This window comes from Bradyrhizobium sp. S3.3.6, assembly GCF_040546905.1.
GTDB lineage: Bacteria > Pseudomonadota > Alphaproteobacteria > Rhizobiales > Xanthobacteraceae > Bradyrhizobium > Bradyrhizobium cytisi.
The window spans coordinates 642,528-666,358 of sequence record NZ_JBEPOT010000003.1 but is presented as its reverse complement, the minus strand read 5'-3'; the positions used below and the strand labels follow the sequence as shown (position 1 = coordinate 666,358).

Sequence of the window (23,831 nt, the reverse complement as noted above, 5' to 3'; positions counted from 1 at the left end):
AAAGGCGCGCTCTTCGCGCGCCGTGCCCACCGCTCTGCCGGATTGGTGGAGAGATGGTGGGCACGGCGCAAGGGCGCCTTTGCCCACCCTACGAAGCCGGCGATCCGCTTCGCCAACTCGCCTTTGAATCGCTATACTGCCGACCATCGGCTGAATGGTGATCTCATGGGAAGCGAATTGGCGGGCAAGGTTGCCGCCGTGACCGGGGCCGCGTCGGGCATCGGGTTGGCGAGCACTGAAGCAATGCTGGCCGCGGGCGCGCGGGTGGTGATGGTCGATCGCGACGAGGCCGCGCTGAAGGCGGTTGGCAACAAGCATGGCGACGCCGTGATCCCGCTGGTTGTCGACCTGCTGGATCCCAGGGATTGCGCAACGCTGCTGCCGCGCGTTCTGGAGACGGCAGGGCAGCTCGACATCCTGCATGCGAATGCGGGCACCTATGTCGGTGGCGATCTGGTCGATGCCGACACGATGGCGATCGACCGGATGCTGAACCTGAATGTCAACGTCGTGATGAAGAATGTGCACGACGTGCTGCCGCACATGATCGCGCGCCGGACCGGCGACATCATCGTCACGAGTTCCCTTGCCGCGCATTTTCCGACGCCATGGGAGCCGGTTTATGCGTCGTCCAAATGGGCGATCAACTGCTTTGTCCAGACGGTGCGGCGCCAGGTCTTCAAGCACGGCATTCGCGTCGGCTCGATCTCGCCCGGCCCGGTCGTCACCTCACTGCTCGCGGACTGGCCGCCCGAGAAGCTGCATGAAGCGAGGGACTCCGGCAGCCTGCTGGAGGCCAGCGAAGTGGCTGACGTGGTGATGTTCATGCTGACCCGGCCGCGCGGCATGACCATTCGCGACGTGGTCATGCTGCCAACCAATTTCGATCTTTAGGGGGCGTGCTTCGACGCCGCTGTGAAAACCGTCAGCTGCGCCTCGAACGCGCGGCGGAAGGCCGGGCGTGCTTCGCCGCGGGCGACATAGGACGAAAGGGTCGGATAGTCGCCGAGGATGTGCGAGGCATTCAGCCTGCGTAGCACGGTCACCATCAGGAGATCGCCGGCGCTGAACACGCCGTCGAGCCAGTCGCCGTCGCCGAGTCGGACCGACAATTCGCCGAGCCGGACACGGACGCGATGGTTGAGGACAGTCAGGCGCTCGTCATACCAGCTCTTGTCACGTTCAAACAGCATCGCCATTCCAAGCTCGACGATCGGCGGCTCCAGGGTGTTGAGCGCGGCAAACATCCACGCGATGGCGCGCGCCCTGGCGTTCGTCCCGGCCGGCAGCAGCCCGTCATGATGCTCGGCGATATGGAGCACGATCGCGCCGGTCTCGAACAGGGCGAGATCGCCGTCCTCGAAGGTCGGGATTTGCCCGAACGGATGCAGCGCAAGATGCGCCGGCTGCTTCATGGCCTCGAACGACACCAGACGAACGTTGTAGGGCTGGCCGACCTCCTCGAGTGCCCAGCGCACCCGCATGTCGCGCGCGTGTCCCCTGCCGCGGTCGGGTGAGTTTGCGAAGGCGGTGATGGTGGGGGGCAATTGAGGTCTCCGTGTTGATCAGGTCGGTGTGCAGAGGACGAACGACTGGTGCGGATTCCGACAGTCTCGTAGGGTGGGCAAAGGCGCGCCGTTCGCGAGCCGTGCCCACCGTTCTAGCGGATTGGTGGAGAGATGGTGGGCACGGCGCAGGGGCGCCTTTGCCCACCCTACGGCACTGCGTCTGGGGCGCTATTGATTAGCCACCCTCCGCAGCGATCCACTCCGCCAGCTCCCGCCACGGCTCCAGCGTCCAATGCCCGGACGCAGCGCCGGACGGCGACGGCAACACAAATATCTCCGGCAGGCTCTCGTCGCGCGGCTGCCGCCCGAGCGCAATCCCGCTCGACGGCCTGCCATAAAACAAGCTCGCCGCCTTCTTGCTCGTGAACGCAATCGTCCGCGGCCGATACTTGTCGATCTTGGTCCTGAACCCCGGCACGTCGATTGCTTCAGCCGCGATCTGATGATCCATCCCAGCGCCCGACTTGGAAAGGTCGGTGAAGCCGATCCCGAGTTCGGTCAGCGCGGCGAACTCGCCCGGCTGATAGCGCCGCGGCGTGATCCCGGCCTCATGGATCGCGCGCCAGAAGCGGTTGCCGGGATGGGCGTAATAGTGCCCGAGCTCGGCCGAACGCGTGCTGGCGGCGGTGCCGACGAAGACGAGGCGCAGGTTGGGACAGAGCTGGTCGGGAAGGCGGGTGCGGATGGAGCTTGGCAAATCAATCGTCCGCAGTGACATAGTCAGCGAGACCATCGGCGATATTCGGCGCGACCGTCAATCCCGAATGTCGCTTCACTTGCCCATACTTGCTACTCTTCACATTTTCCGGAAATGCTTCCAACGACCTTTCTGTCGACAAGCATCTCGCCCGCCCGGCCAAGCTTCTGCACCTCCTCAAGAGTCAATCCACCTTTGATTTCAAAAGAGATATCCCTGATAGTGACGATCAAGCGATCGCAGTCTTGTCTGTACAGAGACATCTGGTCGCCTCTTGTGTGTTGCTGTAGCGAATTGACTGGGCCGTCCGCCGATGCGCCAATTTGCGCCGCGTCAGGTGTGATAAACTGCGTGCGGACGGACACGCCGTGTGTCGAAGAATATGCGGCGACCTCTCCCAACTGAAAGTCTTCGTTAAACGAAATCCGTTTGGGCGGCTGAGGCAACGGTGATGGAAGAGTCAGAACTACAGGCGGCGATTTTTGACTCTCCCTGAAGAGACCAAGAAAATCGTTGATCGAATTGGTGAACGAGCCGACTCCCGCAACCACCGTCGCAAATATTGTTATCGCGGCGACTAAGGGGCGGTTCTTGAGCCTTCGTGTCCATTGTTCGACCAATGAGCCTTCACCATCGTTTCCCATTGTCTCGCTCCAAATCTCAAGGTGCTTGAAACAAAAGTCCTGTTGGAAAGTATAATCTACCTTAGATAGAATATGTCGCGTTGAGTCGTTGGTGTCCAGCGGATAAAAAGAAGCCGGGCAATAGCCCGGCTTCTTATGGACGTGTGTGTCTTGAAAGGGATGACTCAGAGCACCCGATTGCTCTCCTTCACCTTCTCCGCATCCAGATACACGCTTGAGCCCATCTCCTTGAACTTCGCGCTCATCTGCTTCATGCCGTCCTCGGCGGTGCCGCTCAGCGACATGCCGATCGAGTTCGGATCGTTCAGCGTCGCCGCGTAATCCCGCACGTCCTGGGTGATCTTCATCGAGCAGAATTTTGGGCCGCACATCGAGCAGAAATGGGCGAGCTTGTGGGCTTCCTTCGGCAGGGTCTCGTCGTGGAAGTTCTTGGCGGTATCAGGATCGAGGCCGAGGTTGAACTGGTCGCTCCAGCGGAAATCGAATCTCGCGCGGGAGAGGGCGTCGTCGCGCAGCTGTGCGGCCGGGTGGCCCTTGGCGAGATCGGAGGCGTGGGCGGCGATCTTGTAGGTGATGACGCCGACCTTGACGTCGTTGCGATCGGGCAGGCCGAGATGCTCCTTCGGCGTGACGTAGCAGAGCATGGCGCAGCCGAACCAGCCGATCATGGCCGCACCTATCCCTGAGGTGATGTGGTCATAGCCCGGCGCGATGTCGGTGGTCAGCGGTCCAAGCGTGTAGAACGGCGCTTCGCCACATTCCTTGAGCTGCTTGTCCATGTTGATCTTGATCTTGTGCATCGGCACGTGGCCGGGGCCTTCGATCATGACCTGGCAGCCCTTGTCCCACGCGATCTTTGTCAATTCGCCGAGCGTCTCGAGTTCGGCAAACTGCGCGCGGTCGTTCGCGTCGGCGATCGAGCCCGGACGCAGGCCGTCGCCGAGCGAGAACGAGACGTCATACTTGCGCATGAGGTCGCAGATCTCGTCGAAATGGGTGTAGAGGAAGCTTTCCTTGTGATGCGCCAGGCACCACTTCGCCATGATCGAGCCGCCGCGCGAGACGATGCCGGTGACGCGGTTGGCGGTGAGGTGGATGTATTGCAGGCGCACGCCGGCGTGGATGGTGAAATAGTCGACGCCCTGCTCGCACTGCTCGATCAGCGTGTCCTTGTAGAGCTCCCAGGTCAGCTGCACCGGATCGCCGTTGCACTTCTCCAGCGCCTGATAAATCGGAACGGTGCCGATCGGCACCGGCGAATTGCGCAGAATCCACTCACGGGTGGTGTGGATGTTGCGCCCCGTCGAGAGGTCCATCACGGTGTCGGCGCCCCAGCGGATCGCCCACACCATCTTCTCGACCTCTTCCTCGACGGAAGACGTCACCGCGGAGTTGCCGATATTGGCGTTGATCTTGGTCAGGAAGTTGCGGCCGATGATCATCGGCTCGAGTTCTGAATGGTTGATGTTGGAGGGGATGATGGCGCGGCCGCGTGCGATCTCGCTGCGCACGAACTCCGGCGTGATGAAGGCGGGCACGGAGGCGCCAAAGCTCTCGCCGTCGGCGAGCGCAGCCTCCGCGCGTTCCAGCTGCTCTTTGCGGCCGAGATTTTCGCGGGCGGCGACGTAGATCATCTCCTTGGTGATGATGCCGGCGCGGGCGAATTCGAGCTGGGTGATCTTGTGGCCGTCGAGACCGCGCAGCGGCTGGTGATAGGCGGCGAAGGCGCGCGCGGCCTTGTCGGTGGAGACGCTGCCATTGTCCTCCGGCTTGATCTGCCGTCCCGCATATTCCTCGACGCCGCCGCGCTCCAGCACCCATTGCTTGCGGTTGCGCGCGAGGCCGGCGTTGACGTCGATGGTGACGCTTGGGTCGGTGTAGGGGCCCGAGGTGTCGTACACCGGCAGGTTCGGCTCGCCGGCACCTTCGGACAGGATGATCTCGCGCAACGGCACGCGCAGGTCGGGCGCGGCATCGGGCGAGGCGAAGATCTTTCGCGACGAGGGCAGCGGGCCGGTGGTGACGGCGGGAACGGTCTTGTCGGGATTGGAGCGTATGTTCATGGGGGCCTCCGGTTTAATTCGTGTTCGGGTGCGGCGGGACGACGCCGGTAAGTTCTTGCTCCGTCATTGCGAGCGCAGCGAAGCAATCCAGAAATGCTTCCGTGGAAGCAGTCTGGATTGCTTCGTCGCAAGGGCTCCTCGCAATGACGGGTGGTGAGAGTGGGGCCATCACGCAGCCTCCTTCGACTGGCCGAGCCACTGCCGCACGCGGGCGTCCGGGTCGGCATTTTGGGTGACGTCGCTGACGACGGCGATGGAATCCGCGCCTGCGGCAAAGATCTCCGCGGCGTGCTCGAACTTGATGCCGCCGATCGCGACCAGCGGGATGTGGCCTAAGCGCTTCTTCCATTCCGTGATCTTCGGAATGCCCTGCGGTGCGAAGCGCATCGATTTGAGCGTGGTGAAGAAGATCGGGCCGAGCGCGACGTAATCGGGTTTTGCCGCGAGCGCGGCTTCAAGCTCCGCCTCGTCATGCGTGGAGACGCCGAGCGACAGGCCGGCCTCGCGGATCGCCTTGAGGTCGGCGTCGGCGAGATCCTCCTGGCCGAGATGCAGATACTTTGCGCCGGCGACGATCGCGGCGCGCCAATAGTCGTTCACGACAAGCCTGGCCTGCGTGCCGTTGGTGATCGCCAGCGCATCGGTGACGATCTGGAGCGCGTCGGCGTCGTTGAGCTCTTTCGCGCGCAGCTGAATGGTGCCGACGCCGAGCCTGGTCAGGCGCTCGACCCATTTGAGGCTGTCGACGACGGGATAGAATCGATCAGGATACGGCATGCCAGAACGGGGTCCCAACGACAGGGGTGGAGGGGGAGGCGAAGTCGCGGGCGTTCATCAGCCCGGCTTCAAATGCGGTGCGGCCGGCATCACAGCCGAGGCGGAAGGCGTTGGCCATGGCGACGGGATCGGCGGCCTTTGCGATCGCCGTGTTGAGCAGCACGGCGTCGTAGCCGAGCTCGAGCGCCTCGGCCGCGTGCGAGGGCGCGCCGATGCCGGCATCGACCACCAGCGTGATATCGGGCAGCCGCTCGCGCATCAGCTTGAGTGCGTCGCGGTTGGTGATGCCTTTCGCGCTGCCGATCGGGGCAGCCCACGGCATCACCACCTTGCAGCCGGCATCGACCAGGCGGTTGGCGACCGAGAGATCCTCGGTGCAATAGGGGAACACCTCAAAGCCGTCCTTGATCAGGATGGTGGCGGCTTCGACCAGGCCGACGACGTCGGGCTGCAGCGTGTCGTTGTCGGCGATGACCTCGAGCTTGATCCAGCTGGTGCCGAACAATTCGCGCGCGAGCTTTGCGGTGGTCACGGCCTCGCGCACACTGCGGCAGCCGGCAGTGTTCGGCAGCACGGTGACGTCGAGCTCGCGGATCAGCTTCCAGAACGCGTCGCCGGTCTTGCCGCCGGCGGATTCGCGCCGCAGCGACACCGTGACGATGCTCGAGCCGGAGGCGCGGATCGCGTCCTGCATGATGGCGGGCGAAGGATAGAGCGCGCTGCCGATGAGGAGACGGGAGGGGAAGGTTTTGCCGTAGAAGGTCACCATGTCCGAGGTGTCTCCTCAATTGATGCTGTCATCCCCGCGAAAGCGGGGATCCAGTACTCCGCGGCGGCGGGGCTGGAAACGAGGCGGCGCGGCGTACTGGATCGCCCGGTCAAGCCGGGCGATGACGGCGGGATGTGTGGCGCGCGCCGAGGCGATAAATGGAGTGACATCACTTCACCCTCCCTGCCGCGGCGTGATGATCTCGATCTCGTCGCCCGCGTTCAGCGCCGTCTCGGCCCAGCGGCTTTTCGGCACGACATCGTAGTTGAGCGCGATGGCGAAATGCGTGCCCTCGTAGTCGAGCTCGCTGAGCAACGCGTCCACGCTTGCCGCATTGATCTCGCGCTGCTCGCCGTTAACGATCACGCGCATTGCATCACCTCATTGTCGATCTGGCCGCGCTCGACATAGCTGAGCGTCAGCTCGGCGAGGGCCGGCGCGAGCAGGAAGCCGTGGCGGTAGAGTCCGTTGACGCTGATCTTGCCGCCGCGCACGCCGATGCGCGGCAGATTGTCGGGATACGCGGGGCGCAGGCCCGAGCCGAATTCGACGATGCGGGCCTCGCCAAAGGCCGGATGCACGGCATAGGCCGCGCCCAGCAGCTCCAGCGCCGAGCGGACGCTGACGCCGGTGTCTTTGACGCCGGTGTCTTGGGCCTCGATCGAGGTCGCACCCAGCATGAACAGATTGTCCTCGCGCGGGATCACGTAAAGCGGCCAGCGCGGATGGATCAGCCGCACCGGGCGCGAAAGCCTGACCTCACTGGTCTCGATCAAAATCATCTCGCCCTTGACGCCGCGCAGCTCGCCTTGTTCCTCGCGCGCGGTCAGGCCGCGGCAGTCGATCACGATGCCATCGAGGCCTTGCAGATCTTGGGCGGTGATATCGCTTCCGAACTTGATGGTGCCGCCGGCGGCAACGATGCGCGCGTGCAGCTTCGGCAGCACGCGGCGCGGCTCGACATGGCCTTCGGTCGGGAAGAACAGCGCATCGCGAAAGCGGCCCTCCAGCGACGGCTCGAGCTCGGCTAAGGCCGCTGCATCGAGCCGGCGGTGGCCTTCGGTCATCCGCGCAAAGCGCTCAAAGTCGTTGCGCTCGCGCGGATGCGCCACGACGAGCGAGCCGTTGAAGGGCGTATCCGGCAATTCGCGCCGCCAGATGTCGAGCGAACGCTGGCCTAAGCGGCTGATGATGGGCTCGGCGACCTCGGCCTCGCAATAAGGCGCGAGCATGCCGCCGGCCCAATGGCTGGTGGCATCCGTCATTCCTGCGTCACTGCGCTCGTGTAGCGTGACGGCATGGCCGGCTTGCGCGAACAACAGCGCCTGCCAGGCCCCAGCTATGCCTGCTCCGATGATGGATACCGGAGAATCCGGTCGCTTGGTCGTCTGCAACATCCCTGTCCCTTCGCCGGCATGACCCGGATCAGGTTCAAAGGGTCACCGCGGTCCTGGGCAGGCTTGCTGATTTGCAGGCTTTGCCCATTTAGCGGTATCTCAGCTCCTCCTCGGAGCACCCCTCGGAACGGCGCTAATGTAGGCCAGTGACGGCTGGTGTCAACGCGTTTGGCCTGGAACAGGGGATTACTTGAGTGCCTGCGCCCGCGCGTTGCGGACGTGCTGCACCATTTGTTGGCGCTGCTGCTTTGCAACGTAGTAATAGCCGCCCGCGAAATAACGCACGGCCCGGTCGTGGTCGCCGTTGGCGGCGTGATAGGCGCCGGCGAGGTATTTTACGGCATAGGTGAGGTTGGTGTTGGGGTCGCGCAGGCCGGCGGCATCGCCGGTGTAGCCGAGGCCGCGGGCGGTCGCGAGCTTGATCTGCATCAGCCCGATGGTGCCGCCATGGCCGACCAGGCCGGGCTGATAGCGGCTCTCGCGCATGATGACGCGATGCACCAGCGCCTCCGGCACGCCGTTGGTGCGCGCATGCATGGCGACCATCTCGGCATATTCGGCCTGGCCGGCGAAAGCGGCCTGCGGTGACACCAGCCCGGCCGCGATGAGCGCGGCAACGTGTAAAATTTTCATCAGATATCCCCGCGGTTCCTGGGCGACCTGCACTGGAACCGTTAGGACCCTTGAACGCGGCGATGATGTGGCGAAACGCCGCCGATCACGATTTTTGCGACGCAGAGCCGCTGTTACGACGCAATGCTGCCGTAAGGGTTCACCTCGGGTGGAAGACCGCAGCTCGTGACAACGAGCCTGTCTATTCGCGCGCAGACGCGAAAGCGAGTATCAAAACGCTGCAAATCGGGAGAGGTGCCATGACAAAAGCAAACGTGGTGAAGGCACACATCGGCGACATCCCCAGGCGAAATCCCTGTGCGCAATGCGGCACGCCGATTCCCCAACCTGATTGGATCGAACCGGGCGAGGGACGCATCTCATATCTCTGGAATTGCAGCGCCTGCGGCTATCGCTTCGAGGCGATCGCGATCTTTGACGAGATGGAAGTCGAGCACCCGCCGCTCGCAGCCTGAAGCTACGCCGCCAGCCGCGGCTGTTGCCACACCGGCAACTGCATCCGCACGATCAGTCCGTGCGGCGGGCGGTCGTGCAGCGACAGCTCGCCGCCATGGGCGAGCGCGATCGCGCGCGCGATCGACAGGCCGAGGCCGAAGCCGGTGGAATCGTCCATGGTGCGCGCGTCGTCGCCGCGCACGAACGGCTCCAGCATCTCCTGCTTGCGCGCATCGGAAATGCCGGGGCCGTCATCCTCGACGTCGATGATGAGCTTTGTGCCTGACACATCGAGACGGATCGTCACCTCGGCGCCGAAGCGCACAGCGTTCTCGACCAGGTTCGTGACGCCGCGATGCAGATCGTCGGGACGCGCCGCGGCGGTCGCAGATAGCGGGCCTTCGTAGTGCACGACATGGCCCATGTCGCCGAACTGGTCGGCGATCAGCTGCAATGTGCTCGCGATGTCGACCAGCGTGATCGCCTCGATCTTGCGGTCGTTGCGCAGCAGCGACAGCACGCTCTCCAGCATCGAGCGCATCTGGTCGAGATCGATCAGCATGCGCTTGCGGTTGCCCTCGTCCTCGATGAACTCGGCGCGTAGGCGCAGCCGCGTGATCGGGGTGCGCAGATCGTGGCTGATTGCAGCCAGCATCCGGGTGCGATCCGACATCAGCCGCCCGATCCGCTCATGCATGCGGTTGAGCGCGCGGGCGACCAGGCGGATCTCCTCCGGGCCACGTTCGGGCAGCGGCTCGGAGGTGCCGTCGAGGCTGAAATCCTCGGCCGCCTTGGCAAAGGACGACAACGGCGTCGCCAGCGCGCGCGCCGCCCACAGGCCGAGCACGCTGATGGAGATGAAGGCGGTCAGCAGCGTCACCAGCCACGGCGCGCCCCAGAACCACGGACGCGGGCCGCCGTCGACATGGCCGGCGATCATGGTGCCGTCAGGCAATTGCACGCCGATGCGGTGGGCGCCGCCCTCGGGCGCGAGCTGCACCACCTTGTAGCCGCGGCCGAGATGGCGGCGGAGCCCGTGCAGGTGCTGACTTTCGCTGTCCTCGATCACCGTCGCGGTGCCTGGTGCTGATGTCTCGATGTTGAGCTTCGGGAAGGCGCGCGTGAGATCGGCGATCAGGCGCGGCCGGTCGTCCGGCTTGGCCGAGCCAAGCAGCAGCGCGGCATCCGCCAGTTGGGGTGCGCCGTCCGGCGGCGTGTCCGGGCGGTCGGGCCGGCTGATCAGGAACGCGGTGGTGACGACGAGATGCAGCGCTACGGTCGAGGCCAGCACCAGTGCTGCGATCTGCCCGCCGATGCCCTTGAGGTGGAAGAACCCGAACGGCCTCATCGTCTTAACGCCCCGTCAGTTGCTCAGGGGCGTCGTAACCGCTTCCGTTCTGGGCGTAAACAGGTAACCGCCGGAGCGCACCGTCTTGATGATGGTGGGATCGGCCGGATTGGGCTCGATCTTGCGGCGGATGCGGCTGACCAGCACGTCGATCGAGCGCTCGAACGAGCCGGTGTTGCGGCCCTGCGTGAGGTCGAGCAGGCTGTCGCGCGAGAGCACACGGCCGGGACGCTCGCAGAACGTCCTGAGCAGGTCGAACTCGGCGCTGGTCACCGCGACGCGCGCGCCTTCCGGATTGCGCAGCTCGCGCAGCCGCAGGTCGATGCGCCAGCCTTCGAAGGCGAGCGTGGAGGCGCCCTCGATCGAGCTCGCGGCCTGCGCGGAGGCCTGGCGCCGCAGCACCGCGTTGATGCGGGCGAGCAGCTCGCGCGGGTTGAACGGCTTCGGCAGATAATCGTCCGCGCCCATCTCGAGGCCGACGATGCGGTCGACGTCCTCGCCGCGCGCGGTCAGCATGATGATCGGCGTCTGTGCTTCCGCGCGCACCTTGCGGCACAGGCTGAGACCGTCCTCGCCCGGCAGCATGACGTCGAGAATGATGAGATCAACGCGGTGGTCGGCCATGGCGCGCGACATCTCGCGGCCGTCGCTCACAGCGGTAACGTTGCAGGAGTTGTTGCGGAGATATTTCGCAATCAACGTCCGGGTTTCGCGGTCGTCCTCGACGACCAGGATGTTGGGAGAAGAAATGGCCATGAGCCTTGTTTGTCCAAGATTCGGGCCAAAAGGCGAAGATTTTTGTTTCAGATTGTTTCCAAATGTATGTCCGCAACACCCCGCAACGACCGGGTCGTCATACGGCAAGGTCTCGTTAAGCCCGTTAACCATACCGTGGCGCAGTTGGATACGAAACCCGCAAAAACCACGGTGCCATCATGACCTCGATTTCGGCGGCCTCCGCCGGTCATTACCAGTCGCCGCTGCAGAAGCTGCAGCAGGAATTGCAATCGGAAGTGTCGGACGGCACGATCTCGTCGTCGGACCAGTCCGCGCTCACGACCGCCCTGCAGGACATCGACACGGCGCTTCAGCAGAGCCGCTCCAGCGATCAGTCCAGCGGCACCAAGCCGTCCAACGACGGCCTGAAATCGAAGGTCGACGATCTCATCTCCAGCGAGGTCTCGAACGGGACGCTGACGTCGGGCCAGGCCGACGAGCTGAAGGGCGTGTTTCAGTCCGCCTTCGCAAAAGGCCATGGCGGTCCCGGCGGCGCGGGCGGGCCGCCTCCCGGTCCGCCGCCATCGGATGACGGCGCTTCGGATTCCGCGTCGTCGACGGACTCGATGAGCAGCAGCTCGACCGAGTCCAGCACGGCCAAGGTCCTCGAGCAGTTCCTCCAGGCCCTGCAGCAGTCGCAGTCCTCGAGCTCGTCCTACGGTGCCAATGGCACGACGAGCTCGTCGAGCAGTTCGGATTTTTCGGCGCTGCTGATCGATTACCAGAGCTGACCTGAGCGACGCAGGTCGGCGCGTTCCTCGCCGCGATCGAGCTACATCCCAGGGCGCAAGATCGTCGGCGGGGAACCGCACAAACGTTCTGCGTGACGCAGGAACCTTCCTCGCAACGCAGCGCGACTGCGCAACGAAATTGCCGCAGCACAGGAACTGCCGCTGATCGTGTTTGTTCTCTCCGCACAAGTTTCTGCTGAAGGAGAGGACAACCATGTTGATGAAATCAATCGCCGCCGGCCTTGCCGGCACGGCACTGCTTGCGACCGTTGCGGTTGCACAAAACCCGACGGCCACCACCGACAAGTCGCCAAACGCATCTACCGCGACCACCACAACCACGAGCGCGTCGGGTGATTGGCGCGCATCGAAGATGGCCGGCCTGAGGATCTACAACGACGCCAACGAGAACATCGGCTCGATCAACGACCTCCTGATGGACAAGAGCGGTGCGATCAAGACCGCCGTGATCGGCGTCGGCGGCTTCCTCGGCATGGGCGAGCATCTGGTCGCCGTTCCGTACGAGAAGCTGAAATTCACCAATGAGGCGGTGGCCTATTCCGGCGGCGGTACGGCTCCAGGCGCGCCCGGCATGAGCCCAGGCGGACCCGGCACCATGAGCAAGTCGACCACCACCACGGGCGCTGCGACCGGCACCGACAAGACTGCGACGGCGTCGTCTGGCTCGAAGTGGTATCCGGACCACGCCGTGTTCAATGCCAGCAAGGACGATCTGAAGAAGATGCCCGAGTTCAAGTACTCGGAGTAATGCGCTTCTGACCTCCTAAACGAAGCGCGCCCGGTTTTCACCGGGCGCGCTGTCGAGTTCACTTCACCAGCGGGCAGCCGCCCTTGTCGAGCGGGCGGAAAGCTTCGTCGCCGGGCACGGTGGCGATCAGCTTGTAGAGATCCCACTCGCCCTTGGACTCTTCCGGCTTCTTCACCTCGAACAGATACATGTCGTGGACCATGCGGCCGTCGATGCGGATTTTGCCGTTCTTGGCGAAGAAGTCGTTGATCGGCGTCTTGCGCATCTGCTCCATCACCTTCGGCGCCTCATCGGTCTTGATGGCCTCGATCGCCTTCAGATAGTGCATGGTCGCCGAATAGAGCCCGGCCTGAATCATGGTCGGCATATGGCCGACCTTCTCGTTGAAGCGCTTGGAGAAGGCACGGGTTTCGTCGTTCGTGTCCCAGTAGAACGCATCGGTGATGATCAGGCCTTGTGTCGCCTTGATGCCGAGCGAGTGAACGTCGGTGATCTCCATGAGCAGCGCGATCATCTTCTGCCCGCCTTGCGTCAGGCCGAACTCGGCCGCCTGCTTCAGCGCGTTGGTGGTGTCGCCGCCGGCGTTCGCCAGCGCAACCACCTTGGCCTTCGAGGCCTGGGCCTGCAGCAGGAAGGACGAGAAGTCCGACGAGTTGAGCGGATGCCGGACCTCGCCGAGCACCTTGCCGCCGCTCTCCTTGACGACATTGGCGGCGTCGCGCTGCAGCGCCATGCCGAAGGCGTAGTCTGCCGTGATGAAGAACCAGGTGTCCTCGCCGCGCTTGACCATCGCCTTGCCGGCGACGTTCGACAGCGCGTAGGTGTCGTAGGTCCAGTGCACCGTGTTGGGCGAGCAAGCGGTGCCGGTGATGTCCGATGAGCCGCCGCCGGAATTGATGTTGATCTTGTTCTTCTCGCGCGTCAGCGCCGAGATCGGCAGTGCGACCGAAGAGGTCGGCACGTCGAGGACTGCGTCCACCTTCTCGTTGTCGTACCAGTTGCGGGCGATATTGACGCCGACGTCGGGCTTGTTCTGATGGTCGGCGGAAACGATCTGGATCGGAACGCCAGCGACCTTGCCGCCGTAATCGGCGACGGCCATCTCGACGGCGGCCAGCGACCCCTTGCCGGTCGCGTCGGCATAAAGGCTCGACATGTCCGTGAGCACGCCGAGCTTGACGACGTTGTCGGAAATCTGCGCCTGCGCTGCGCCGCAGGTCGCGGCGATAGCGAAGCTGGCCGCGACGGCGGCGATGAGTTTTTGCATGTCGTTTTCTCCCTCAGCATTGTTGTTTGGGGCTTTGTTGCGGGGACTGTTCTAGCGAGAAACGGTCGCGGTCGCAAAGCCGAGGAGGGGCGAAGAGGGGTGAGAAATAAGTAGGGCGCCCCGTCATTCCGGGGCGCGCGATGGCGCGAGCCCGGAATCCATTCATCCACCGTCGCTGCGGCGCGATGGATTCCGGGTTCGCGCTGCGCGCGCCCCGGAATGACGAGACATCTTTCTACCGGAGGTGTGGCGCCACCGTACCTCCCCGACGGCCCCGCTCAGGCGCTGCTGCCCTTGAGCCGTTCGTTGCGCCGGCGCAGGCCTTCCAGGGTGGCGAGGAGGATGACCGAGACTGTCGTCAGGATCACCGCCGCTGCCGTGATGGTCGGGCTGATGTTCTCGCGGATGCCGCTGAACATCTCCCGCGGCAGGGTGCGCTGCTCTGGCCCTGCCATGAACAGCACGATCACCACCTCGTCGAAGCTGGTCGCGAAGGCGAACAGCGCGCCCGACGCCACGCCGGGCAGGATCAGCGGCAGGATCACGCGGCGGAACGCCTCAAGCGGCGAGGCGCCGAGCGAGGCGGCGGCGCGCGCGAGGTTGGTGTCAAAGCTTTGCAGCGTCGCGCCGACCGTGATCACCACGAAGGGCGTCGCCAGCGCGGTGTGAGCCAGGATCAAGCCGAGATAGCTGCCGGTCAGTCCGATCGGCGCGAAAAAGAAATAGAGACCGACCGCGGTGATGACACCGGGCACGACGACCGGCGACAGCACGAAAGCCAGCGCCAGCGGCTTGAACCGGCTTTTCCACTGCGCGAGCCCCAATGCGGCCAGCGTGCCGAGAACCATGGACAGAAGCGTCGAAGCGACGCCGATGATCATGCTGTTCTTCAGCGAATTCATCCAGCGCGGCGAGTTGATGAAGTCGTCGTACCAGCGCAAGGAGAGGCCGGGCAGCGGATAGGTGAGGTACGAGCCCGAGCTGACGGACAGCGGCATGATTGCGAGAATCGGTGCGATCAGGAAGATGAACACCAGCGTCGAGATGACGATGGTCGCGGTCCACGCGATGCGCTGGCTGGGCGTGCGGAGGGAAGCATTGTCGCTCAATTCTTCATCCCTCCCGTGACCTGCTGGCCCTGCACCAGCTTGCCGTAGACGAGAGCGAGCAGAATCGTAGCCAGCAGCAGCACCGCCCCCAGCGCCGACGCAAGGCCCCAATTGGCGGTCTCGGTCGTGTAGAGCGCGATGAAGTAGCTGATCATCTGATCGGCGGCGCCGCCGACCAGGGCCGGCGTGATGTAGTAGCCGAGCGCGAGGATGAAGACGAGCAGGCTTCCCGCGCCGATGCCGGGCAGGGTTTGCGGCAGGTAGATCCGCAGGAAGGCGGTGAGAGGCGGCGCGCCAAGCGAGGCGGCGGCACGCATGTAGGCCGGCGAGATCGCCTTCATGCTGCTGTACAGCGGCAGGATCATGAACGGCAGCAGCACGTGGGTCATGGCCATGCAGACACCGAAGCGGTTGTAGATCAGGCGTAACGGCTCGTCGATGATGCCAAGCCAGTGCAGGCTGTCGTTCACGACGCCTTTGCTCTGCAGCAGCACGATCCAGGCGCAGGTGCGCACCAGAAGCGATGTCCAGAACGGCAGCAGCACGAAGATCATCAAGAGGTTCGACCGGCCGGGCGGCAGCGTCGCCAGCAGGTACGCGACCGGGAAGCCGAGGAGCAGGCAGAGTACGGTGACACCGAGACTGATGAGGAAGGTGCGTCCGAAGACATCGCGGTAGATGGCCTGATCCGGCGGGGCCGCGACGATCGCGCCGTCCACGTTCCGCGTCAGGTCGAGTGCCGCCAAAAGATAGAAGCCCGTGACCGGGCCACCGGCATCCTTGATCGTCGTCCAGGTGGTGCGCTCACGCCAGGCCGGGTTGATCTTGCCCAGCGTCTCCCTGGCCGTGCCGGGCTCCGGCACCGCCTTCAGATTGCGTGCGGTGCTGGTCAGGATCGTGCGAAAGCCGTTCAGGGCGTAATTGAGCCGCTTGGCTGCGATGGCAATGGTGCCGGAGGCGCGCGCCGCCAGGATGTCGCTGGCCAGCGCCGCGTAGGCCTTTTCATCCGGCAGGTCCTTGCCGTCCCAGCTGGCGAGAGCCGCGACGGTTTGGGGCAGAGCCTGACGTACCTCGCGGTCATCGATCGCGCGCCACAGCATGCCGGCGATCGGGCCCGCGAAGGTGAAGAGCAGGAAGACGAGAAGCGGCAGCACCAGCGCCAATGCCTTGACCTGGCGTGTCCGCTCTGCGCGCCGCAATCGGCGCTTGAGTGGCACCTCGGTCAACGCATTGGCGCCGGTCAAGGAAGTTGCCGTCATGTGGAGAGCCTCTTCGATCGGTCTGAGCGCGCGCCTCGTCCTTCGAGACGACCGCTTCGCGGTCTCCTCAGGATGAGGCTCATCAACACCAGTTCCTGCGAAATGGCCGCCGCACACTCCGTCCTCATCCTGAGGAGCCCGCCTAAAGCGGGCGTCTCGAAGGATGGCCGCAACGAAGATGCTCTGAATGCGCGCCGCACGCCGTTTCGCCGGCGCGTTATTTCGCGGCCCATTTGTTGAAGCGCTCGGTCAGGCGGTCGATGTTCTCGAGCCAGAAGGCGACGTTGATCTCGACAGCGTTCTTGATGTTGTCGGGCGCGGTCGGCAGATCCTTCAGGACGGCCGGCTGGATCAGCGCGGCGGCGTCCTTGTTCGAGGTGCCGTAGGCAATATTCTCCGACAATTTGGACTGGTTCTCGGCCTTGCCGGCGAAGTCCAGGAACTTGTAGGCGGCGTCCTTGTTCGGGCTGCCCTTCAGGATGACCCAGCTGTCGAGGGTGAAGAGCGCGCCATCCCACACCATGCCGAAGTTCTTCTTCTCGTTCTTGTTCGCGGTGTCGATGCGGCCGTTGTAGACCGAGGTCATCGCCACCTCGCCGGAGGCGAGCAATTGCGGCGGCTGGGCGCCGGCCTTCCACCAGACGAGGTCGCCCTTGATGGTGTCCAGTTTCTTGAATGCGCGATCGACGCCTTCGTCGGTCGCCAGCACCTTGTAGACGTCCTTCGGTGCGACGCCGTCGGCCATGAGGGCGATCTCGAGCGTGGTCTTCGGGCCCTGACGCAGGGCGCGCTTGCCCGGAATCTTCTTGGTGTCGAAGAAGTCGGCCCAGCCCTTGGGCGCATCCTTCAGCTTGTCCTTGTCGTAGCCGAGCACGAAATCGTAGAGGATGGCGCCGACGCCGCAGGGATTGACCGACGGTGGTATGTAAGCGGCCTCGCCGCCGATCTTGGAATAGTCCAGCTTCTCGAACAGCCCTTCCTCGCAGCCGACCGCGAGCTCGTCGCTCTCGACCTGGACGAGGTCCCAGGTGGCGGCGCCGCCCTGGACCTTGGCGCGCAACACGCCGACGCCGCCGTCCCAGGACTCATCGTTCATGGCAACACCGGCCGCCTTCTTGAACGGCTCGAAATAGACCTTCTTCTGGGCATCCTGATACGCGCCGCCCCACGACACGACGGTGAGGTCACGCGCCTGCGCGACTGTGGCCAGCGCGGCGCTGGCGCTGAACGCCGCGGCGAAACCTAGAGCAATCTTGCCAATCTTGCGCTTCAGCATGGTCCTTGTTCCTTCTTCATCTGCGTTGCGTTGAGGTTGATCGATGCAGGTGCCACTCGCATCGGGATCAGACGGGATCGAGGGCGAGGCAGTCCTCGGGACGGAAGGTGATGAACACGTTTTCGCCAGGTCTTAGGCTGCTATGCCGCAGGCTATCATGCGCCCCCGGCTGAAGCTTGACCATGAACTCGGCGTTCCCTGAGACATCGAGCACGGCCAGCGCGTGGTCGCCGAGATAGATGGTGTTCTGCACCTTGGCCGGCAGCCGGTTCGGTCCGTCGCTGGAGGCGCCATCAGGGATAATGGCGATCCGCTCCGGCCGCACCGACAACGAGGTCGAAGCACCTGCGCCTGCTACGTTGACCGCACGGGCCATGACGGAGCCGCCGGCCGCCAGCGCGACGCGGCAATAGTCCTTCTCGATCGTCTCCACGGTGCCGGCCAGCACGTTGCTCTCGCCGACGAAGTTGGCGACGAAGCTGTTGACCGGATGCTCATACAGCGCGTCGGGCCTGTCGATCTGCTGCACGATGCCGTCGTTGAACACGGCGATGCGGTCCGACATGGTGAGCGCTTCGCTCTGGTCGTGGGTGACGTAGACGACGGTGATGCCCATCGTCTCGTGCAGTTGCTTGATTTCGAGCTGCATCTGCTCGCGCAGGCGCTTGTCCAGCGCGCCCAGGGGCTCGTCCATCAGCACGAGCTGCGGGTTGAAGACCAGCGCGCGGGCCAGCGCCACGCGCTGCTGCTGGCCGCCGGACAGTTGCCCGGGCCGCCGCTGCGCCAGCGTTTCCATCTTGATCATGCGCAGCGCCGCTTTGACGCGCGCTTGCGTTTCCGCCTTATTGATCTTGCGTACGGACAGTGGAAAGGCGACGTTCTCCTCGATCGTCAGGTGCGGAAACAGAGCATAGTTCTGGAACACCATGCCGATGTCGCGCTGGTGCGGCGGCATGTTCTTGATCGGCCGGTCCGCCAGGTAGATCTCGCCCTGGGTCGGAACCTCGAAGCCGGCCAGCATCATCAGCGTGGTCGTCTTGCCCGAGCCCGAGGGGCCGAGCAGGGTGATGAACTCGCCCTTCCTGATGTCGAGATCGAGGTTCTTCACCACGAGATGCTCGCCATCATAGGTCTTCTGAATGCCGGAAAAGCGCACCAGTGCCGGCGCAGGCGTGACCAGGCCGGCTTCCATGTTGTCCTCGCGTGTCCCCTACGATGCTATCGAGAAACAGCTTAGCACCCTCCGACGAGAATGCCAGCGGCGCGCGGCAGGGCAGTCGCATGGGAGTGATTCCCCTGTGGCTATCCTTCGAGACGCCCGCCGTTGGCGGGCCCTCAGGATGAGGACCGAGTGTGCGGCTGTAGTTTTGACGAGCACCGATGTTGCTTAAGCCTCATCCTGAGGAGACCGCGAAGCGGTCGTCTCGAAGGACGAGGCGCCACTCAGGTTGTGCAAAATGCCATACGCGATCGCCCTGCGGGGGCAGGTGCGCGAAGGCGCGCTACATCCCCGACAGCCTGGTCACATACACATTCAGTGTCCCGCCGGCTTCCGCGACCACGCGCAGCGTCCTGGAATCGAAGGCGATATCGGCCAGCGTGAGGCTGCTGATATTGGCCTCGACCTTGACGCCGTCCTCGCTCTTCTGGAAGTCGGCAATAACGCCTGCGATCTTCTCGCGCGCGTTGGCGGCGATCGGCTTCAGGTCGAGTGTCGCTTTTTGCACCAGCGCCTGCTGCATTTGAGGCACCACCGCGCGGGCCGCCGCGCCGAGCAGGCCGAACGCCGCCTCGGACTCCACCGCGAGCTGGATGTCGGCGAGCCGCAGCGTCTGCTGCGCCTGGTCGAGCATCGGCCGGCCCCAGATGTGCACGGTCGCCTCGGCGTCGAGCCCGAGCCAGCTCTTCTTCTCCTTGGCGCGCACCAGCAGCGAGATCAGGAGCCGCTCGCCGGAGGGGACGACGTTGACGCTCTTCACCGTGACCTCGACCGGACCGGAGCCGTCCTCTGGATAGGTGTGGCCGACCATCTGGGCTGCGATCAGCTTGTTGATCTCGGTGAAGGGCACGTCGATGGGAACGCCGATGTTCACGCCGGTGCCGGTCGGCGGCACGATCGAGATCTTGTCGGGGAACGGGCAGTCCGGCTTGGTCTGCGTCGACGTCACGCGCGTCTCGGCCTCGAGGCCGAGCAGCAGCGTCACGTTCTGCGCGTCGACGCGCGGCTGCGCTGCAATCGCGCGGGTCGGCTTCATCTCGAGCCAGAGCGGCGGCAGCGCGGCCGAGGAACCGCTACCTTGCAGCGGGATCGAGCGGCAGGCCTTGGCCCATTGCACCTTGGCGTTCTCGCGCAGGCTGGGATCGTTGCGGATGCGCTCCGAGACGACGTTGAGCTGATCGCCGACCGTCTTGTCGATCAGCGGCTTCACCTGCGCGGGCACGTTGACCTTGGCGCCGGCGACGTTGAGGTTGGTGTCGCCGAGATTGACCTGTGCGCCCAAATTCGGCTCGAGGTGCCAGGCGGCCGCGAGCTTCGGGCGCGAGGTGACGACCACATTGCCCTTGATCTCGGCGCTGGCGTTCAAATTCTTGATGTTGACCGCGCCGATGCGTTTTGCCGCGTCACCGCCGAGCACGCTGCCCAGTGCATCGCCGAGCGCGCCGGTCGCCTTCGCCGACAGCGACCCCGTCACGTTCAGCTTGCCGCTGATCGGCGTCGACAGCGTCAGCACGTCCTTGTCGCCGGTCGCCGACATCGGCCCGCGGACGGCGGCCCAGCCGATATCGGCGTCCTGCAGGATCTGCGAGATCGGATTTTCGGCCTTGCCGGCGAAGTTGCGCGGTGATGCCTTCTCGGCCTGGTCCCGGATCGCCGACAGCGCGATCGCCACGGGCGCCACCACGATCGAGCTCTTGGACACTGGCGGCAGCGGCGGCAGTTGCGCGACCGGCGGCGCCGAATTGGTCGCGCGCGGCGACAGCAAGTCCATCGCCTTCAGGCTGATGAAAAACGACGCAGCTAGCACCACAACGGCGATCAGGACAGTCTTCAAGTTCAAGGTTAGTCGCATCGATCCCCCAAGCCGCCCCGACGGGGATTTTACAGGGCAGGCGAGCAGGGCGCTAGAGCGCACCGATGGGGTGGAATTGCGGCAAATCGGTTAACGGCTGTTTCCGTCGATCCAGGCCCTCAGTGCACAGCTAACTGCGCCTGGGACGGCGGACCGCTCTCACCTTGCCGGCGGCGCCGCCGCCGCAGAACAGGCGATCGCCGCCGTCGGATTCCAATCCTGAAACCATCGTCCCGGCCGGCAGGTCGAGCTGCTCGAGCACCTTGCCCGTTTCAGGGTCGATCCGCCTGATGTCGCTGTCCTCACCTTCCCAGGTGCCATGCCAGAGCTCGCCGTCGACCCAGGTGACCCCGGTCACGAAGCGCTTGCTCTCGATGGTGCGAAGCACCGTGCCGGTGTCCGGATCGATCTGATGGATCTTGCGCTCGCGATATTGACCGACCCAGAGCGAGCCTTCGGCCCAGGCCAACCCGGAATCGCCACCACCGCCGGGCGCGGGGATCGTGGTGAGCACCTTGCCTGTCGCAGCGTCGATCTTCTGGATGCGGTCCTCCGCGATCTGGAACAGGTGGCGGCCGTCGAACGCCGTGCCCGCATGTGCGGCGACATCGAGCGAGCGCGCGATCTTGCCGTTGGCCGGATCGAGGCCATTCAATTTGTCGCCCGATGCGAACCAGACATGGGTGCCGTCATACGTGACGCCATGCACGGCCTCGACGCCCGGAAACGGCCCGTACTCCTTGACGATCTCTGCGGCGGAACGTTTCATCTGCTCGATCCCTGTGATGCGACCAACCTAAGCCTTTAATAGCGGTCCCGGGAGTAACAAGCCTGTCGGGAATCCGGGGACGGGCGGGGTCATCCAGCGGCGCGCCCTGCCGTGTCCGAACGACTGCACCTTGTTCGATCGCGCCAGCTCTTCGAGTGCGCGCTGCACCGTGCGCGCGCTCATGCCAAGCGCAAGCGCGAGCGCCGAGCTCGACCACGGCTCGCCGTCGGCGAGAATGGCGAGGACCGCGGCGTGCTTCTCCTCGACGGGCCGGGCCAGCACGATGACGTCGCGCGTCCTGCGCGGCGCCAGCTCAAAACCCTGCCGGGTCGCGCTGATCCCGGCCAGCGGCTTGAGCTGGGTGCGCAGCCGCCCGATCTCGACGCGCAGTCGCGCGCGGTGCGATTCGTCGACGTGCCTGGCCTGGAACGCGCCTGATATCAATGCCTCGCGCGAGACATCCGCAGGCCATGCCTGCGCCAGCAGGCGGGCGAGCGCGAACAGCACGGGCCGCGTTCCGAGCGACACGGCCGTGCCTTGCCTGCGCACGACATGATGGAAGGTGTCGACGACCAGCGCTGCCGAGGTCGCCAGTCTCTCGACCTCGCCGAGCAGCAGCGGGTGTTCGCTGCCGCGCGCGATCAGGCGCGCCGCTGGCGTGCTCAGGATCAGGCTCGCTGCGTCGACCTCGGCGACGAGCGCCGGGATTTTGGCCAGCCGCGCTGCCTTGCCGGCGCGGTCGAGGGCTGCGCGCGCCTCTCTTGTTTTCAACCGCCTGATGGCGATGCCGGCAACCACGAGCTCGCGAACGACGAGAGAGGCGGGCGGAAGCGGGGAGACGCCGATCTCGGCCAGCGTGCGCTCGGCCTCGTCGACCCGTCCGAGCAGGAGAAGACGGCGGGCCTCGATATGGCCGGCATGGGCGGCATTGGCGAGATCGCCATGGCTTGCGAGCGTCGCCCGCGCGCTTGCGAGCGACGGCGCCGGCCAGCTCAGGTCGCGCGAGACGAGCGCGATCTCGGCCTCGGCCACCACGCATCTGGCGCGCGCGACCGCCTCCCTCGGCCCGAACGCGCGCGCAGCGCTGCGCAGCAGCATCTTGGCTTTCGCGAGATCGCCGAGCTGGGCCATCGCGATGCCGCGCAGCGCCAGCGAGGGCGCATCGTTGCGCAGCGCGACGCGATTCAGGGCGCCGAGCGGATCGCCGGCTTCGAGCGCGCGGGCGGCGGCCGTGATCAGCGATTCCATGAAAATCCCGCCACACTTGTTACTCCCACCACGCAACCGTCCGGTGCCAGAAATCGTTGACGGCCGACAATGTGCGGTGAGCAAGAAGTTTGGAGAGCCATGATGACATCAGCAGAAAAAGCAGGAACCAACGGACAGCCCGCCATGCAAACACCGCCAGTGGTGTCGCCGCAGGACTGGGAGGCAGCCCGTCAGCAACTGCTCGTGAAGGAAAAGGCGCATACCCGCGCCCGCGACGCACTCGCCGCCGAACGCCGGCGCATGCCGTGGATGGAAGTCGACAAAGCCTACGCATTCGAGACGCCTTCGGGCAAGGCCAGTCTGCTCGATCTGTTCCAGGGCCGAAAGCAGCTCATTCTCTACCGGGCCTTCTTCGAGCCGGGCGTGTTCGGCTGGCCCGACCATGCCTGCCGCGGCTGCTCCATGGTGGCCGACCAGGTCGCCCATGTCGCGCATTTGAACGCCCGCGACACCACGCTGGTGTTCGCCTCGCGCGCCCCGCAGCCGGATATCGCGCGGCTGAAGGCGCGGATGGGCTGGAACATCCCGTGGGTCACCATCACCGACAGTTTTGATGCCGATTTCGGTGTCGGCGAATGGCACGGGACCAACGTGTTCTACCGCGACGGCGGGCGGATCTTCCGTACCTATCTGATCAAGAGCCGCGGCGACGAGCAGATGGGCGGCACCTGGAACTACCTCGACATCACCCCGCTCGGCCGCCAGGAGGTCTGGGAGGATTCGCCGGCCGGCTATCCGCAGACGCCGACCTACAAATGGTGGAACTGGCACGACAGCTACGAGGACGGTAGCGCGCCCGACAAGAAGTGGGTCGAGGTGTCCGATGCCGGAGAAAAGGCGCTTCGCGAGAAGGGCGCGCAGTGACCGAGGCCCATCCCGCCGGCGCGGCTGCCGACGCCGGCCGTGCTGGCGGAGAGGTGGTGGCCGCATCCCACCTCGCCAGATGGCTGGGTCTTGCGGCTACCCCGACCTTCGCGGTCATGGCCCTGCTGACGGCGGTTCTCGGCGGTGGTCCGGCGGACATGCTCTGCGCCGCCGGGCACGGCCCGATGCTCGGCGGGATGGTGCCGATGTATCTGCTGATGAGCGCGTTTCACGCGGCGGCGTGGCTGAGACTGATCTCGGGGCGGCGGGGCGCCGTCGGGTAAGTGCCGGACGCCGTCTGATCGCGAGGTCGGCGGCGGGAGCGGCTGTCATATCCGG

At 64.9% G+C, this 23,831-nt stretch carries 25 protein-coding genes and 1 riboswitch; of the genes, 6 read left to right on the top strand and 19 right to left on the bottom strand.

Translation table 11 applies throughout. From position 1 onward, the window contains the following. Positions 1-165 precede the first annotated feature (165 nt). A complete protein-coding gene (locus tag ABID59_RS11970) occupies positions 166-894 on the top strand; it encodes an SDR family oxidoreductase (protein WP_354083512.1) in 729 nt (242 codons plus the stop codon). Here the strand turns inward: ABID59_RS11970 and ABID59_RS11965 are convergent. From ABID59_RS11965 to ABID59_RS11925, 9 genes are all read right to left on the bottom strand, one after another. Further along, the gene (locus tag ABID59_RS11965) at positions 891-1,547 is read right to left on the bottom strand and encodes a glutathione S-transferase family protein (protein ID WP_354083511.1); all 657 of its coding nucleotides are present in this window, start codon (positions 1,545-1,547) and stop codon (positions 891-893) included. The two genes, ABID59_RS11970 and ABID59_RS11965, sit on opposite strands and share 4 nt — an antisense overlap. Positions 1,548-1,743: 196 nt before the next feature. Beyond that, positions 1,744-2,286: a mismatch-specific DNA-glycosylase gene (locus ABID59_RS11960; protein ID WP_187434787.1), complete on the bottom strand. Its 543-nt coding sequence runs from the start codon at positions 2,284-2,286 to the stop codon at positions 1,744-1,746. Between the two features lie 71 nt (positions 2,287-2,357). After that, positions 2,358-2,909 (bottom strand): hypothetical protein, encoded by a 552-nt coding sequence (locus ABID59_RS11955; RefSeq protein ID WP_354037320.1) that lies wholly within the window; start codon positions 2,907-2,909, stop codon positions 2,358-2,360. Positions 2,910-3,073: 164 nt separating this feature from the next. After that, the gene (gene thiC, locus ABID59_RS11950) at positions 3,074-4,972 is read right to left on the bottom strand and encodes a phosphomethylpyrimidine synthase ThiC (protein ID WP_354083510.1); all 1,899 of its coding nucleotides are present in this window, start codon (positions 4,970-4,972) and stop codon (positions 3,074-3,076) included. A gap of 168 nt (positions 4,973-5,140) precedes the next feature. Continuing rightward, on the bottom strand, positions 5,141-5,749 hold the full coding sequence (locus tag ABID59_RS11945) for a thiamine phosphate synthase (protein ID WP_354083509.1): 609 nt from the start codon (positions 5,747-5,749) through the stop codon (positions 5,141-5,143). Next, positions 5,736-6,518, bottom strand: coding sequence for a thiazole synthase (locus ABID59_RS11940; RefSeq protein WP_354083508.1), 783 nt, complete (start codon positions 6,516-6,518; stop codon positions 5,736-5,738). Before ABID59_RS11940 ends, ABID59_RS11945 begins: the two co-directional genes overlap by 14 nt. A gap of 174 nt (positions 6,519-6,692) precedes the next feature. Continuing rightward, complete coding sequence (gene thiS / locus ABID59_RS11935) at positions 6,693-6,890, bottom strand: sulfur carrier protein ThiS (protein ID WP_148750562.1); 198 nt, start codon at positions 6,888-6,890, stop codon at positions 6,693-6,695. Continuing rightward, positions 6,881-7,915, bottom strand: coding sequence for an FAD-dependent oxidoreductase (locus ABID59_RS11930; RefSeq protein WP_354083507.1), 1,035 nt, complete (start codon positions 7,913-7,915; stop codon positions 6,881-6,883). Before ABID59_RS11930 ends, thiS begins: the two co-directional genes overlap by 10 nt. Continuing rightward, positions 7,903-8,048, bottom strand: a riboswitch (TPP riboswitch). (Overlaps the previous gene by 13 nt.) A 53-nt stretch (positions 8,049-8,101) precedes the next feature. After that, a complete protein-coding gene (locus tag ABID59_RS11925; protein ID WP_502916450.1) occupies positions 8,102-8,548 on the bottom strand; it encodes a transglycosylase SLT domain-containing protein in 447 nt (148 codons plus the stop codon). A gap of 239 nt (positions 8,549-8,787) precedes the next feature. Between ABID59_RS11925 and ABID59_RS11920 the strand changes: the two genes are divergently transcribed. Further along, a complete protein-coding gene (locus ABID59_RS11920; protein WP_187434762.1) occupies positions 8,788-9,003 on the top strand; it encodes a hypothetical protein in 216 nt (71 codons plus the stop codon). A 2-nt stretch (positions 9,004-9,005) separates the two neighbouring features. Here ABID59_RS11920 and ABID59_RS11915 read toward each other — a convergent pair whose 3' ends face one another. Next, a complete protein-coding gene (locus ABID59_RS11915; RefSeq protein ID WP_354083506.1) occupies positions 9,006-10,331 on the bottom strand; it encodes an ATP-binding protein in 1,326 nt (441 codons plus the stop codon). A 15-nt stretch (positions 10,332-10,346) separates the two neighbouring features. After that, positions 10,347-11,087, bottom strand: coding sequence for a response regulator (locus ABID59_RS11910; RefSeq protein WP_148750558.1), 741 nt, complete (start codon positions 11,085-11,087; stop codon positions 10,347-10,349). 179 nt (positions 11,088-11,266) lie between these two features. Between ABID59_RS11910 and ABID59_RS11905 the strand changes: the two genes are divergently transcribed. Together ABID59_RS11905 and ABID59_RS11900 are read left to right on the top strand one after the other, a co-directional pair. Then, positions 11,267-11,839, top strand: a complete 573-nt coding sequence (locus ABID59_RS11905; RefSeq protein ID WP_354083505.1) for a hypothetical protein — start codon at positions 11,267-11,269, stop codon at positions 11,837-11,839. Positions 11,840-12,053: 214 nt separating this feature from the next. Beyond that, positions 12,054-12,608 (top strand): PRC-barrel domain-containing protein, encoded by a 555-nt coding sequence (locus ABID59_RS11900; protein ID WP_354083504.1) that lies wholly within the window; start codon positions 12,054-12,056, stop codon positions 12,606-12,608. A 58-nt stretch (positions 12,609-12,666) separates the two neighbouring features. On the opposite strand, the gene ABID59_RS11895 is transcribed toward ABID59_RS11900, so the two are convergent. The 8 genes from ABID59_RS11895 to ABID59_RS11860 all read right to left on the bottom strand — a co-directional run bounded on the left by ABID59_RS11895 (position 12,667) and on the right by ABID59_RS11860 (position 22,607). Then, positions 12,667-13,875 carry an ABC transporter substrate-binding protein gene (locus tag ABID59_RS11895; protein WP_354083503.1) on the bottom strand — a complete coding sequence of 403 codons (1,209 nt, stop codon included), beginning with the start codon at positions 13,873-13,875 and terminating at the stop codon, positions 12,667-12,669. Positions 13,876-14,153: 278 nt separating this feature from the next. Further along, positions 14,154-14,984, bottom strand: a complete 831-nt coding sequence (locus ABID59_RS11890; RefSeq protein ID WP_354034315.1) for an ABC transporter permease — start codon at positions 14,982-14,984, stop codon at positions 14,154-14,156. Further along, positions 14,981-16,243, bottom strand: a complete 1,263-nt coding sequence (locus ABID59_RS11885) for an ABC transporter permease (protein WP_354083502.1) — start codon at positions 16,241-16,243, stop codon at positions 14,981-14,983. Before ABID59_RS11885 ends, ABID59_RS11890 begins: the two co-directional genes overlap by 4 nt. Positions 16,244-16,460: 217 nt before the next feature. Next, positions 16,461-17,519: an ABC transporter substrate-binding protein gene (locus tag ABID59_RS11880; RefSeq protein ID WP_148750541.1), complete on the bottom strand. Its 1,059-nt coding sequence runs from the start codon at positions 17,517-17,519 to the stop codon at positions 16,461-16,463. Between the two features lie 67 nt (positions 17,520-17,586). Continuing rightward, positions 17,587-18,711 (bottom strand): ABC transporter ATP-binding protein, encoded by a 1,125-nt coding sequence (locus ABID59_RS11875; protein ID WP_354083501.1) that lies wholly within the window; start codon positions 18,709-18,711, stop codon positions 17,587-17,589. A 310-nt stretch (positions 18,712-19,021) separates the two neighbouring features. Further along, positions 19,022-20,590 carry a DUF4403 family protein gene (locus ABID59_RS11870; protein WP_148750539.1) on the bottom strand — a complete coding sequence of 523 codons (1,569 nt, stop codon included), beginning with the start codon at positions 20,588-20,590 and terminating at the stop codon, positions 19,022-19,024. 130 nt (positions 20,591-20,720) lie between these two features. Continuing rightward, positions 20,721-21,359 carry a Vgb family protein gene (locus tag ABID59_RS11865; protein WP_354083500.1) on the bottom strand — a complete coding sequence of 213 codons (639 nt, stop codon included), beginning with the start codon at positions 21,357-21,359 and terminating at the stop codon, positions 20,721-20,723. Positions 21,360-21,386: 27 nt separating this feature from the next. After that, entirely contained in the window at positions 21,387-22,607 is a 1,221-nt protein-coding gene (locus ABID59_RS11860) for a helix-turn-helix domain-containing protein (RefSeq protein ID WP_354083499.1), read from the bottom strand. Between the two features lie 99 nt (positions 22,608-22,706). Between ABID59_RS11860 and ABID59_RS11855 the strand changes: the two genes are divergently transcribed. Next, entirely contained in the window at positions 22,707-23,492 is a 786-nt protein-coding gene (locus ABID59_RS11855) for a DUF899 domain-containing protein (protein ID WP_502916794.1), read from the top strand. Next, positions 23,489-23,776, top strand: coding sequence for a hypothetical protein (locus ABID59_RS11850; protein WP_354083498.1), 288 nt, complete (start codon positions 23,489-23,491; stop codon positions 23,774-23,776). The genes ABID59_RS11855 and ABID59_RS11850 overlap by 4 nt, the downstream gene beginning before the upstream one ends. Positions 23,777-23,831 lie beyond the last annotated feature (55 nt).